8 protein-coding genes are annotated in these 13280 nt (G+C 63.1%); 2 read left to right on the top strand and 6 right to left on the bottom strand.

Annotation, left to right across the window (positions count from 1 at the left end):
- Nucleotides 1-12: 12 nt before the first annotated feature.
- The 3 genes from GGC65_RS10910 to GGC65_RS10900 all read right to left on the bottom strand — a co-directional run bounded on the left by GGC65_RS10910 (nucleotide 13) and on the right by GGC65_RS10900 (nucleotide 5098).
- A complete protein-coding gene (locus GGC65_RS10910) occupies nucleotides 13-1494 on the bottom strand; it encodes an AMP nucleosidase (protein ID WP_192647180.1) in 1482 nt (493 codons plus the stop codon).
- A gap of 93 nt (nucleotides 1495-1587) precedes the next feature.
- Nucleotides 1588-4443 (bottom strand): TonB-dependent receptor plug domain-containing protein, encoded by a 2856-nt coding sequence (locus tag GGC65_RS23390; RefSeq protein ID WP_192647179.1) that lies wholly within the window; start codon nucleotides 4441-4443, stop codon nucleotides 1588-1590.
- Between the two features lie 172 nt (nucleotides 4444-4615).
- The gene (locus GGC65_RS10900) at nucleotides 4616-5098 is read right to left on the bottom strand and encodes a peroxiredoxin (RefSeq protein ID WP_192647178.1); all 483 of its coding nucleotides are present in this window, start codon (nucleotides 5096-5098) and stop codon (nucleotides 4616-4618) included.
- A gap of 132 nt (nucleotides 5099-5230) precedes the next feature.
- Between GGC65_RS10900 and GGC65_RS10895 the strand changes: the two genes are divergently transcribed.
- The gene (locus GGC65_RS10895; RefSeq protein WP_192647177.1) at nucleotides 5231-5794 is read left to right on the top strand and encodes a YqgE/AlgH family protein; all 564 of its coding nucleotides are present in this window, start codon (nucleotides 5231-5233) and stop codon (nucleotides 5792-5794) included.
- Between the two features lie 117 nt (nucleotides 5795-5911).
- Here the strand turns inward: GGC65_RS10895 and GGC65_RS10890 are convergent, their stop codons facing one another.
- Nucleotides 5912-6307, bottom strand: a complete 396-nt coding sequence (locus tag GGC65_RS10890) for a hypothetical protein (RefSeq protein WP_192647176.1) — start codon at nucleotides 6305-6307, stop codon at nucleotides 5912-5914.
- Between the two features lie 392 nt (nucleotides 6308-6699).
- Here GGC65_RS10890 and ahcY point away from each other — a divergent pair, with 392 nt between their 5' ends.
- On the top strand, nucleotides 6700-8115 hold the full coding sequence (gene ahcY / locus GGC65_RS10885; RefSeq protein ID WP_192647175.1) for an adenosylhomocysteinase: 1416 nt from the start codon (nucleotides 6700-6702) through the stop codon (nucleotides 8113-8115).
- 64 nt (nucleotides 8116-8179) lie between these two features.
- Here the strand turns inward: ahcY and GGC65_RS10880 are convergent, their stop codons facing one another.
- Complete coding sequence (locus GGC65_RS10880) at nucleotides 8180-9964, bottom strand: tetratricopeptide repeat-containing sulfotransferase family protein (RefSeq protein ID WP_192647174.1); 1785 nt, start codon at nucleotides 9962-9964, stop codon at nucleotides 8180-8182.
- A 137-nt stretch (nucleotides 9965-10101) separates the two neighbouring features.
- Nucleotides 10102-13212 carry a TonB-dependent receptor domain-containing protein gene (locus GGC65_RS10875; protein ID WP_192647173.1) on the bottom strand — a complete coding sequence of 1037 codons (3111 nt, stop codon included), beginning with the start codon at nucleotides 13210-13212 and terminating at the stop codon, nucleotides 10102-10104.
- Between the last annotated feature and the right edge of the window lie 68 nt (nucleotides 13213-13280).

Raw genomic sequence — 13280 nt, 5'->3', positions numbered from 1 at the left:
GGCGCGAGGCCGTCAGCGGAACGGCGGCTCGTTGAAGGCGCGGAGCTTACGGCTATGCAGCTTGGCGCCCTCGTCGCGCATCGTCTCGCACGCGCGGATGCCGATCTGGAGGTGCGCGGCGATCGCTTCCTCGTAGAAGCGGTTTGCCTGTCCGGGCAGCTTGAGTTCGCCGTGGAGTGGCTTGTCGCTGACGCAGAGTAGGGTGCCATAGGGGACACGGAAGCGATAGCCCTGCGCGGCGATGGTCGCGCTCTCCATGTCGATGCCGATCGCGCGCGACTGCGAGAAGCGCAGCGCGCTGTCGGTGTAGCGCAGCTCCCAGTTGCGGTCGTCGGTGGTGACGACGGTGCCGGTACGCATGCGCTTCTTGAGGTCGGCGCCGGTGGCGCCCGACACGGCTTCGGCGGCGCTTGCGAGCGCCACCTGCACTTCGGCGATCGGCGGGATCGGGATTTCGACCGGCAGCACCGCGTCGAGGATATGGTCGTCGCGGAGGTAGGCGTGCGCGAGTACATAGTCGCCGATGCGCTGGCTGGGGCGGAGGCCGCCGCAGTGGCCGATCATCAGCCACGCCTCGGGACGCAGCACCGCGAGATGGTCGCAGATCGTCTTGGCGTTCGACGGGCCGACGCCGATGTTGACCAGCGTGATGCCGCCGCCGTCGGGGGCGATCAGGTGATAGGCGGGCATCTGGTGCCGCCGCCATGCGCTGTCGGCGACGAGCGCGCTCGCGTTGACGCCCGGCTGGTCGACGTAGAGGCCCGCGGCGCCCGCGAGCGCGGTGTACCGACCCTGCCCGACCTGCGACCCCGCCCAGGCGACGAATTCGTCGACGTAGCGGTGATAGTTGGTGAAGAGGATGTAGCGCTGGAAATGCTCGGGCGCGGTGCCGGTGTAATGGCGGAGGCGCGCGAGGCTGAAGTCGGTGCGCAGCGCATCGAACAGCGCGAGCGGCTGTGACGCGGCGGGATCCTGCCCGAACAGCCCGTCGGCGAGTTCGTCGCCGATGTCTGCAAGCTCGGTCGTCGGAAAGTGGCGCGCGAGTTCGAGCGGGGTAACACCGCCCATGTCCGACCCGTCGCTGGCGTCGAGCACATAGGGGAAGGGGATTTGCTGCCCGGTGCGCGTCACCGACAATTCGATATCATAGTGACGCGCAAGCAGGGTGAGCTGGTCGCGGAGATAATCGGCGAAAAGATCGGGGCGCGTCACGGTGGTGACGAACTCGCCCGCGCGCTCGAAGCGGCCGAAGGCGAGATTATGGCCCTTCTGCCCCTCGCGCTGCTCGCCGGTGGTGACGAGGCGGATCGCCGGATAGTCGAACAGCCCGGTCGCGGCGGCATCGGCCGGCGGCAGCGTGCGGTCGCGGACATAGTCGGCGATGGCGGATTTGAGGTTGGAAACCGACGTGCGGAAGCGCGTTTGAAGTTCGGCGATGATGTCGTCGACGAGCGCGGTGGGGTCGGTGGTTTCTTGCGATGCGTTGGATGTCATCGCGTCGCTGTTGCACGAAAATGTGACAAAAGAAAAGGGTGACCGGAAATGATGGCGGCGCGGCCTTTCGGGCCGCGCCGCCGCCCCCATTTGTTACATCTTGAAGCTGGCGCGGGCGTAAAAATAACGTCCGGGCAGGTCATAAGCGGTCGGATCGAAATTATTGATATCGCAGCTGATGCAGCCCGGTGCCTTGACGTTGAACAGATTGTTCACGCCGAGCGCGAAGCCGAAGGCCTCGGGATCCTCGGCCGGGAACCAGCGCAGCTGGAAATCGGTGTAGAAACGCGCCTTCATCTTGTTGTCGTCGGCCAGCGGTTCCTTGATCGCCGAAACATAGCGGCCGGTCAGCGTCGCGCCGATCGACGTGCCGTCCCAGTCGAGGATGCCGACCGACTTCCATTTGGGGAAGGCCTGGCTGGGGCTGCCCTGTTCGGTCCCCTCGCGGCTGACGACGAGCGAGCCGTCGGCGGTCGGCACGATCACGTCGTAACGCGTGAGGATCGTGTTGTTCCAGGTGAAGCCGAACCGGCCCGCCGAGGTCTTCTGCGTCCGGTACGTCAGGTTGGCGTCGATCCCCTTGGTGCGGATGCCGGCGATATTCTGGAGCAGCCCTTCGATAAAGGTTAGCTGTCCGCCGCCCGGCGCGCGGGTGACGAGCGCACAGGCGTCGGCGTCATTTTGTCCGACACACTGCGCCAGCGTGATTTCGGCATTCACGGCCTGGATCGCGCCCTTGATCTTGATGTCGTAATAATTGCCCTCGATCGACAGGCCGGGGATGAAACTCGGACTGTAGACGCCGCCGAAAATCCAGCTCTTCGAACTTTCGGCCGACAGATCCTGATTGCCACCGACAAGCACCGAAATCTGCGGATTGGCTTGTGCATAACCCGCCGCCGGAACGCCCTGCGCAATGCAATTGGCCCGGATCGTCGTATTGTTGTTCCAATTCTGGCCCGCGGTGGTCGAGGTCGAGCAGGGGTCGTTGATCGACTGGTCGAAGCGCGACTGGGTGCCGAACAATTCGCCGATCGACGGGGCGCGGAACCCTTCGGCATAGGAGGCGCGGAGGCGCAGGTCCTGGATCGGCTTCCAGTTGACGCCGCCCTTCAGCGTCGTCGTCGAGCCCGAGGTCGAATAATCGGACCAGCGTACCGCGCCGGTGAATTCGAGCAGGTTGATGAAGGGGACGTCGGCCAGCACGGGGGCGCTGAGTTCGGCATAGGCTTCCTTGACATTATAGCTGCCGCGCGTCGGCAAGGCCGGAATGTCCGAGCTGAACCCTGCGGCGACGATCGGGTCGGGATCGAAGCTGCCTTTCAATTTACGATATTCGACCCCGACCGCGACGCCGAGCGGCCCGCCGGGCAGCTCGAACAGGCTGCCGGTCAGGTTCGCCGAGGCGCTGAAGGTCGACTGACGGCTGCGGTCGCGCTGGGTGAACATGACATAGTCGAGCATCGGCTGGGTAATCGATCCGACCCCGCCGAAGATGTTGAACGGCACGCATTCGCCGGTGCAGTCGGCGACCGGGCCGAGTGCGCGGCGCAGGTGGTCCGAGTTGATATTGCCGTACATCGTCTGCTTGGCCTTGTTGCGGCCATAGGCGGCGTTGACGTCCCAATACCATTTGCTGCCGCCGCCAAAGTCGAAGCTGCCGTCGAGCGTCGCGACGCCATAGACGGTTGTCACCCGCTGGTTGAAACGGCGCGGCCCGCCTTCGACGAAGCGGCGATAGACGAGATCGGTATTGCTCGCGTCGAGCGTCACCCCGAACGGGTTGAACGGGTTGGTGGCATCGACCGTGATCGCGTCGAGCACCGGCGTCAGTCCCGCAGCGGGGCCGAAACCGAAGGGCAAGGGCGCGGCCTGGTTCTGCGATTTACGCTGGTTCCAGATCCCGCGGACCGAGAAGTTGATGCTGTCCGACAGTTCCTGCCGCGCGTTGATGAAGGCGCCGTAACGTTCGACCGGGATTTGCAGATAGTTGAACGGGCCGAAGTTGAAGCGGTCGGCGTCGGTAAACGCCTTGAAATCGCTCGCCGGATCGGTCGGATTGCCCGCATTATACACGGGATTGCGGCCGATCACCGGGCCGCGCAGCGTCAGGTCGTTGCCAAAAACGATGAAGCGCCCGAGCGGCACGAAGCCCGAACAGCCGCCATCGAGGCAGGTGTCCGAATAAGGCGCGGGAAAGCGTGAAATCGCGCGGCTTCCCGCGGAGACGCCGTCCTGCTGGACATAGTTGGCGCCGACGACGATCTGCGTCGGGCCGCGGCCGTTGCCCCAGCTGACCTGCGCGCTTTTGGTAAAGCCGTCGCCCTGGCCGTAACCGCCGACCTGCGCGCTGGCGCGGAGGCCCTCCTGGCTCTTCTTGGTGATGATGTTGACGACGCCGGCGATCGCGTCCGAGCCGTAAATCGCCGAGGCACCGTCTTGCAGCACCTCGATGCGCTCGATCGCGCTTTCGGGGATCGAGTTGAGGTCGGTCGATCCGGGCACACCGCTCGCCGAGGCGCCGTTCACATAACGAATGCCGTCGACGAGCACGAGCACACGGCGCGACCCGAGATAGCGCAGGTCGATTTCCGCCGCGCCCGCACCGACACCGCCGCCGTCGGGCGGATTGCCGAGGTTCCCGCTATTGTTGAACTTGCTGTTGAGGCCGCCGCCCGAACTCGGCAGGCGCTGGAGCACGTCGTTGACCGACGCGAGGCCGGTCTTTGCGATATCTTCCTGCCCGACATAGGTGATCGGGGCGTCCTGATCGAGCGGATCGCGGCGAATGCGCGAGCCGGTAACGACGATCATGTCCCCCGAGGTTTCGGCGGTGCTTTCCTGCGGCGGCGCCGCCTGCTGCGCGTAGCCGGGTGCGGCGTTTGCAAGCGCGGCCACGACGGCGATGCTCGCCGCTCCGGACCGGGCGAAATGCTGGATTCCGTACATAATCCTCTCCTCCTGTCGTTTTCAGGCCTGTGCGGCCGGCTGCCATTTTTTGCAGCCGCGTCTGCAACGCTTGGAAAACGACTTGGATGGGAGGAAACCGCCCGCCGGACGATAATAATCCGGCACTGTGGCTCTAGGGCAACAGGCCGCGACCGGCGGGCGGGAAAGGGTTTCAGAGCTGTTCGAGCATATGGTCGGCGCTCGACACCTTGAATTCGCCCGGGGCTTCGACGTTGAGCTGTTCGACGACGCCGTCGTTGACGATCATCGAGAAGCGCTGGCCGCGCTTGCCCATACCGAACGCCTTGCCGTCCATGGTGAGACCGACTGCTTCGGCGAAATCGCCATTGCCGTCGGCAAGCATCGTGACGCTTTCGTTCGCGCCGGCGCTCTTGCCCCATGCGCCCATGACAAAGGCGTCGTTGACCGCGGTGCAGACGATTTCGTCGACGCCCTTGGCCTTGAGTTCGCCGGCCTTGTCGACATAGCCCGGCAGATGCTTCGCCGAGCAGGTCGGGGTGAAGGCGCCGGGGACCGAAAAGAGCGCGACGCGGCGGCCCTTGAAATAATCGGCGGTATTGACCTGTTCGGGGCCGCTTTCGGTGACCTTTACGAAGGTGGCGTCGGGCAGCTTGTCTCCGGTCTGGATCGTCATGGTCGGCATCCTTTCATTGAGGGGATTTTTTGGTGGGCGTGACATTGGATGCGCCGGTGGCCAAGTCAAGCGCGGCGGACGAATCGATCGAAGGGCTGGACCATGTCGCCGCAAGGAGGCATGGTGTCACATATGGACACAGACCCCACCTGGTTCACCGGACAGCTGCTGCTAGCGCTGCCCGGAATTGGCGACCCCCGGTTCGAACATGCGGTGATCGCGATGATCAGCCATGACGAAGAGGGCGCGATGGGGATCGGCATCGACGATCCGATCGATGGCATGACCGTCGGCGCGGTGCTCGACCAGCTTGAAATCGAACATACGGCGACGCTCGACCAGCCGGTATTCCTTGGCGGACCCGTCGAGCCGTCGCGCGGTTTCGTGCTCCACAGTCTCGACTGGGGCGGGCAGGAGGCGGTCCAGGTCGGCGATCGCTGGATGGTGTCGAGCTCGCACGACATATTGCGCGCGATCGGCGAAGGGCGCGGCCCGTCGCGCTGGCTGGTCGCGCTGGGCTATGCGGGATGGTCGCCGGGCCAGCTGGAGGGCGAAATGGTCCGCCACGGCTGGCACGTCACCCCGGGCAGCGACGGCCTGTTATTCGAAACGCCGCCCGCCGAAAGGTGGCAGGCGGCGTTTGCCGAAGCGGGAGTGGACGCCCGCTTGCTCACAACCGAAGGCGGCGAGGCTTAGTTTCTGTTTCAGCTCTGCTGAAACGTTCGGCACCGGCCCGCTCCCCCTCCCGGCCTCCCATAGGCTACTATCGTTAGGGAGGCCGGGAGGGGGAGCGGGCCGGTGCCACCTTCAATTTCAGCGCGCAAGCGCCAGCAGCGGCTTGCCCTCGTTTAGGTTCGTCAGTGCGGTGCGCGCGGCCCAGCGCGAATCCATATAGGTGCCGTTTGCGAGTTCGACGTCGTAGCGGATGTCGCTCGTAATCGCGGCCTTGTACGCGGTCTGCGCGTCGGCCTTTTGGCCAAGGCGGGCATAAGCGGTGCCGAGATTGATCAGGCGCGAGGGATCGTCGCGGTGGATCGAGCTGTGCGTGAGCTTGTCGACTGCCAACTGGTTCTGGCCGGCCTTGAGCTCTTCATAGGCGACCGACAGCGGTGCCGAATCATTCTCTTCTTCACCCGTGACGATGATCGACTGCGCCATGGCGGGGCTCGCGAAGGCGAGGGCGACGAGCGGCAGCAGATATTTTTTCATTCTGGTATCTCCCCGAAAACTTGGAGAGATTTTCTCGCGCATTGCAAAAATTGTCAATATTTCCGGGGCTTTGTAACACTGTTGTCACAAAGCGAAATTAAGCTGATCGCAAGGCGCATTATAAGTCAGATTTTTCAGAATCTTGGCTTTTGCGACTCTATGTCACAATCGGAGCCTCCCGATTGTCACAATCGAAGCGCGTGAAAATTATTTTCGCGGGCGGTGCGTTTTTGCGCCGCCGATTCGCATGCCCGCGTCCGCCGATGGACGGTGGTGCGCACGCGATATAAAGAAAACTTTATATTTGATCGGGAAGCCTTCTTGGGGTAGGGGCGCACGATAATTTCGTGGCCGCTCGCCTGCGGTCGTATTGCCAAAAATGGAGAATCCCCGTGGCCACTCTCGCCGCCGACACCCGTGACTATGTCGTTGCCGACATCAGCCTCGCCGATTTCGGGCGCAAGGAAATCAACATCGCCGAAACCGAAATGCCGGGCCTGATGGCGCTGCGCGCCGAATATGGCGCGGCGCAGCCGCTGAAGGGCGCGCGTATCACCGGTTCGCTGCACATGACGATCCAGACCGCGGTGCTGATCGAGACGCTGACCGCGCTCGGCGCCGAAGTCCGCTGGGCGACGTGCAACATCTTCTCGACGCAGGACCATGCCGCCGCGGCGATCGCCGCGTCGGGCGTTCCGGTGTTCGCGGTGAAGGGCGAGAGCCTTGCCGATTATTGGGACTATGTCGGTCGCATCTTCGACTGGGGCGTGGAAGATGGCACGACCTGCAACCTGATCCTCGACGACGGCGGCGACGCCACGATGTTCGCGCTGTGGGGCGCGAAGCTCGAAGCCGGCGAAACGATGCCGGCGCCCGAAAATGAGGAAGAGATCGAGATGCAGCGCGCGCTGAAGGCGTTCGTTGCCGCGAACCCCGGCTACCTGACCAAGACGGTCAAGGCGATCAAGGGCGTGTCGGAAGAAACGACGACCGGCGTCCACCGCCTGTACCACATCGCCAAGAAGGGCGAGCTGCCCTTCCCCGCGATCAACGTCAACGACAGCGTCACCAAGTCGAAGTTCGACAACCTCTATGGTTGTAAAGAGTCGCTGGTCGACGCGATCCGCCGCGGCACCGACGTGATGCTGGCGGGCAAGGTCGCGACCGTCGCCGGCTTCGGCGACGTCGGCAAGGGCTCGGCCCAGTCGCTCCGCAACGGCGGCGCGCGCGTGCTCGTCACCGAAATCGACCCGATCTGCGCGCTGCAGGCGGCGATGGAAGGCTTCGAGGTCGTGACGATGGACGAGGCCGTCAAGCGTTCGGACATCTTCGTCACTGCGACCGGCAACGCGGACGTCATCACCGCCGAACATATGGCGGCGATGAAGAATATGGCGATCGTCTGCAACATCGGCCACTTCGACAGCGAGATCCAGATTGCGGCGCTCGCCAACTACAAGTGGACCGAAGTGAAGCCGCAGGTCGACCTGGTCGAATTCCCCGACGGCAAGCAGATCATCATCCTGTCGAAGGGCCGCCTGGTGAACCTCGGCAATGCGACCGGCCACCCGTCGTTCGTGATGTCGGCGAGCTTCACCAACCAGACGCTGGCGCAGATCGAGCTCTGGACCCGCAGCGAGCAGTACAAGAACGACGTCTATGTCCTGCCCAAGCATCTCGACGAAAAGGTCGCGGCGCTGCACCTCGAAAAGCTCGGCGTGAAGCTCAGCCAGCTGAGCCAGAAGCAGGCCGACTATATCGGCGTGCCGGTCGAAGGCCCGTTCAAGCCCGACCATTATCGTTACTGATCTTCCGCCACGGATGTGGAAGTGACACGGCCCGCTCCTCACCTGAGGGGCGGGCCGTTGGCTTCTATACCAGATCGCCGAGCGCCAGCTTGAGTGGCCCCAGCCACGGCTCATACGCACGCCAGCGTTCGACCCCGTCGCGATTGATCGGGCGGCGGACCTGTTCCGAACTCGCCGTGCGCACGGGGCGGGCGTTTTCATGGAAGTGCAGGCAGGCCTCCTCGAAGGGCAGGTCCAGTGCTGCAAGCATCCGCCTGATCTCGCGCTCGGGATCGGCGATCAATTCCTCATGAATCATGCGGTGGACGCGGCCGGGTAACGCTTGGTCCACATGGTCCATCAGCCGGACATAATCGCGGTAGTAGCGCCCCATATCGTCGAGCGAATAGGAAAAGGCCTGCCCGCGCGCGAAATGCTGCTTGAAGTTCGAGAAGCAGCAGTCGAGCGGATCGCGCCGTGCATCGATGATCCGGGCATTGGGCAGGATCAGGTGGATGAAACTTATATGCAGCCAGTTGTTCGGCAGCTTGTCGATGAAGAAAGGCTTGCCCGCCTTGCGGTGCAGCCGCGTACCCGAAAGATAGTCCTTGCCGAATGCGCGCGCTGCGTCTGCGCCCAGCCGGGCCGTGATCTCGGGGTAGGCAAGGGGCGATCCGCCTTGCTGCTCGACCATCATCTTTTGCAGGAGCAGCGGGATGTCGGGCAGTTCGGCGGTGCCTTCGACTGCGGAGTGGCTCGACAGAATCTGTTCGATCAGCGTCGATCCCGCGCGCGGCATGCCGATGATGAAGATCGGTTCGGCAGACGCATCGCCCCAATCTTTGCGGTCGTCGAAGAAGGTGCGGGTATGAAGTGCAATACCGCTCGACACCTGCCTCGTCAGCGCCTCGGCGTCATGATCGATCGAGAGGCGGCGCAGCCGGTTCGCTTCGGAATAATGGCCAAAGGAGGCTTCGAACTCGCGGGCCACCTCATAGGCCTCGCCGAGAGCGAAATGGAGGTGGATCAGGTCGCCAGGCTGCGCGCTCGGATCGCTGGCGGCGGCTTGCATCGCCGCGATGTCGCGCGCGTCGAAGCGCCACGTCTTCAGGTTGGCGAGGCTCCACCAAGCCTCGCCCATCGCTGGTGCCAGCGTCAGCGCGCGGCGGTAGGCAGCGATGGCACCCTCGCGGCGGCCGACCGTCTTGAGGATGTTGCCATATCCAAGCCATGCACGGGGCGAATCGATGCGAAGCTGCAGGAGCCGGTCGTAGCATTCGATCGCGGCGGCATATTCGCCAAGCTGGCCGAGCATCTGGGCCTTGGCGATCGTCGTGCGGGCGTCACCCGGATCGGCGGCGAGCAGCGTGTCGAACTCCTCAAGCGCCTCGTCCGGGCGGTTCTGATGCATAAGCGCGGTCGCCAGCGCCGCGCGCGCGTCGGCGAACCCGGGCGCGATCGTCAGCGCGCGGCGCAGTCCGGCTTCGGCTTCGACATAGATGCCAAGCTGCATCGCAATTTCGGCGAGCATGCGGATCGCTACAGCGTCACGTGGCCGGGTATGGACCAGCGGGCGTAGGATATGCTCGGCCTCGCGCAGACGTCCCGCGCCGATGGCGCTGCCGGCGCGCACCAGATCCGGATCCTGCCCGCTGGTGTCGATTGCTGTCTGTTCTACGCGCGCCGCTTCCACGGCATTTCCACTCGACCGCAACGCTGCCGCGGCCAGCCACAACGCGTCGCGCTGATAAGGGGCGATCCTCAATATCTCGCGTGCCTGTTCGAGCGCCGCGGTGGGATCGCAGCCGAGCAGCCGTTCGCCTTGCGCCAACGCCGCCTTCAGGCTGCCCGAACGTGCTACCTCATCCATCCCGGCATGATGGCGGCGGACGCTCCGAAAGATCAAGGGGCATCACCGCTGTGATCGAGAGACAATGTCGGTCCGCCGATAAGGAAAAAGGGCCGGAGCATGCGCTCCGACCCTTATGTTTCGCTGTCGAAATCCCGTTAGAATTTTGCGACGGCGCCGGCGTAGAAAAAGCGGCCAATATTATTGTAGATGCCGCTGCCGCCTCCGGCGCCAGTCAGCCCCAGCGGCGGCAGGCGGTTGGTGACATTGTCCACCCCAACATAAAGGTTGAACTTGTCCCCTGCTTCGAAGTCCAGACGGACATCGTGATACATCACGGCCTTGTAGAAGCGCCGATCGGCATAGTCGGCATTCTGAGGATCGCGGCCCTGTTTGCTGAAGAAATCCTCATATTCGTTCAGGACCATCTTGCCGATATAACGCATCTTGTACCCGATGGTGAACGGACCGGTCTTGAGATCGACGTTCCAGTTGAACGCGTCGCGGGGGTCGCCAAGCTCGTACAGGATCTGGTCGGCAAAGCCGGGATCGGTCGGATCGAGGTAGCTGTCGTTCTGAAGCACGCGCGTGTAGATAAGGCGCGTGCTGACATCGCCGATGCCGCCTAGATTGCGTCGATAACCAAGTTCGAAATCGATCCCGCGTACTTTGAGCTTCGCATAGTTCAGCGGAACCACGTCGAGGCTGTTTTCGAGAATCTGGCCCTCGATTTCGCCGCGCGGGCCGCCACCTGGCCCGGCCCGTTCGAAAAGGTCGCAGAACTGGTTGTCGAGATCCGACGCGTCGTAACAGGTATCGATGATCGCCTGCGCGGTCGGCGCGGTGATGACGTCGTTCACGACAATCTTGTAATAGTCGACCGAGAGCGAGAAGCCCGGCAGGAAGCGCGGCTGGATCACGCCGCCGATCGTATAGGAGTCCGATGTTTCCTCCTTCAGATCGGGGTTGCCGCCCGACAGGAAGGGAAGCGACGATTGGTACTGGAAGTTGAAGTCATCCGGCACGCCGTCGGCACGGCAATTCGCTTCGCGCGTCGCCGAGCCTTCGCCGATCGAATTGAGCGCGCACGGATCGACGGGTGGGGGCGCGAAGTTCTGGCCGAGCGGTGTGTAAAGGTCCACCAAGTTGGGCGCTCGCACCGCGCGCGAATAATTTGCACGGAATCGGATGTCGCGGACTGGCGCCCAGTCGATGCCTGCGTTGTAGGAATAGACCGTTCCGGTCGCACCCTTGTAGTCGGCGATACGACCCGCAGCGCTGAGCGTCAGCTCTTCGAAGAAGGGCGTTTCCTTCAGGATCGGTACGCGCAATTCGCCGAAGAGCTCTTTCACCTCGAACGACGGCGGATCGAAGGTGGGGATGGCATTGTAGAAGGTCATGCCAGCTGCGGTCGCTTCGTCCTGGTCATATTTTGCGGTTTCCCGGCGATATTCTGCGCCGAAAGCAAAACCGATCGGTCCGCCGGGCAGCTCCAGAAACTGGCTGGTGTCGCCCGACATCGATGCGCTCAGGACGAGCTGCGTGATCTTGCCGCGCGCGAAGCTGTCCTGGAGGAGGTAATTGCGGGCTTCGTCCGAAATATTGCCCGAACCGAAGAAGTTCGCCGGCCGGCATTGCGCGACGTCGCTGGCGAGCTGGGCGGCCGCGTAGTCCGGGTCGGCCGCCGTTTCGAGCGCTACCCGCGCGGCAGGATCGATCGATGCCCGGCACACAATATTGCCGTTGGCGACACCATTCTGGACAAGGCCTTGATCGACAGCGTCGATCGCGAGCAGGAAGCGCTGGAGATTGACGTTGCCGAGAATTCGGGTTTTTTCGCGGAACTCGCCGTAGTTGGCCGAGACTTCATAACCCCAGTCGTCATTGAATGACCCACGAACGCCGCCGACAATGCGATAGGTTTCGCGTGTTGCCGATTCCTCGCGGTTGCTGAGGTCGACAGCATTTTTGAGGAAGGTGAAGGCGGTGTCTTCGTCTGGCGCGACGCCATAATAGTCGCGGATGATACCCTTTGCTTGTTCGTTCAGATAGGGATTGTCGGTGAAAAAGACTTCGCGAGGCGAACCTGTGACCCCGCCGTTGAAGAAGAACGGGCCACTGGCATTGCCGAGCGATTTGGTCCGCACATATTTCGCCTCGACGAAGGGAACGAAGGCCTCGCTCACCTCGAAATGGGCAATCAGGTTGGCCGAGTAGCGATCAAGCTTCGGCGACAGGCCGAACTGTGTGCCGTCGCGGAAATTGTCACCATTGCCGCCGATATAGGTGGGGACCGGACCCAAGCCGACAACCTCGCCGGTCTGTTCGATCAGCGTACCATTGGGCTGGAACAGATATGGCACGTAATAATCGCCGCCGAAATAGGACAGGAACGAACCGCCGTTGCTGTAAAGCCCGCTGCGGATGTCGGTATAGAAAAGGCGGTCGGGGGTGCCGTCGCTGCCGTTAGGTGCGTCGGACGCGTCCGTGTCGACCTGGACGAAACCCTGCTGGTTGCGCAGGTTCGGCCGGCCAGCGGCGTAGAAGTCCTCCTGATGCGCATATTCGAAGTTGATCGCGACGTTGCCGCGACCATCGGCGAAGTTCGTACCCGCCAGTGCGCTCACATAATAGGAGCCGGCATCGCCATATTTGCTCGAGCCGCCCTGGGCGCGCAGCTGGACGCCTTCGTAATTGTCCTTGAGGATGAAATTGACGACGCCCGCGATCGCGTCCGAGCCGTAGATTGCCGAATTGCCGCCGGTCACGATGTCGACGCGCTCGATCAGGTCGGTAGGGATGGTGTTGACGTCGGGCGAGACCGCGTTGCTCAGAATATCGCCGGCGATATGACGGCGCCCGTTTTGCAGTACCAGCGTGCGCTGGGTGCCAAGGCCGCGAAGGTCGAGCAGGTTGAGACCCGCGGTGCCGAGAAAGCGGCTTGAGTTCGACTGGCTGAAAGTACTGCGAAGCGCCGGCAATTCGTTGAGCACGTCGCCGACCGACGTCTTGCCGGTCTGGAAGAATTCATCGCCCGAAATCGAGGTGATGGGGACCGAGGACTCGAGATTGGGCCGGCGAATGCGCGAGCCGGTAACGATGATCGCTTCACCGGTGCCGGCGGCGTCCACCGCCTCGTCGGCGGGAGCCGCAGGCGCTTCTTCCGTTTGCGCGTAAGCGGGCGCCGCGAGCATGATCGCCAACGCCGATACACCGGCCAGACCATAGTTCCGCCGTGACCGCGACGCGGCCGCTTCAAATTTTTGCATATCAATTCCCCGGTTTGTACTCGTTCGTATTGTGCCCACGGGACATTTACAAAAGGTCAAGCCGAGCC

Origin of the sequence: Sphingopyxis sp. OAS728, assembly GCF_014873485.1 — a bacterium.
Classification (GTDB): domain Bacteria; phylum Pseudomonadota; class Alphaproteobacteria; order Sphingomonadales; family Sphingomonadaceae; genus Sphingopyxis.
The sequence above is the reverse complement of the archived record's forward strand: the minus strand, read 5'-3'. Positions and strand labels throughout refer to the sequence as shown.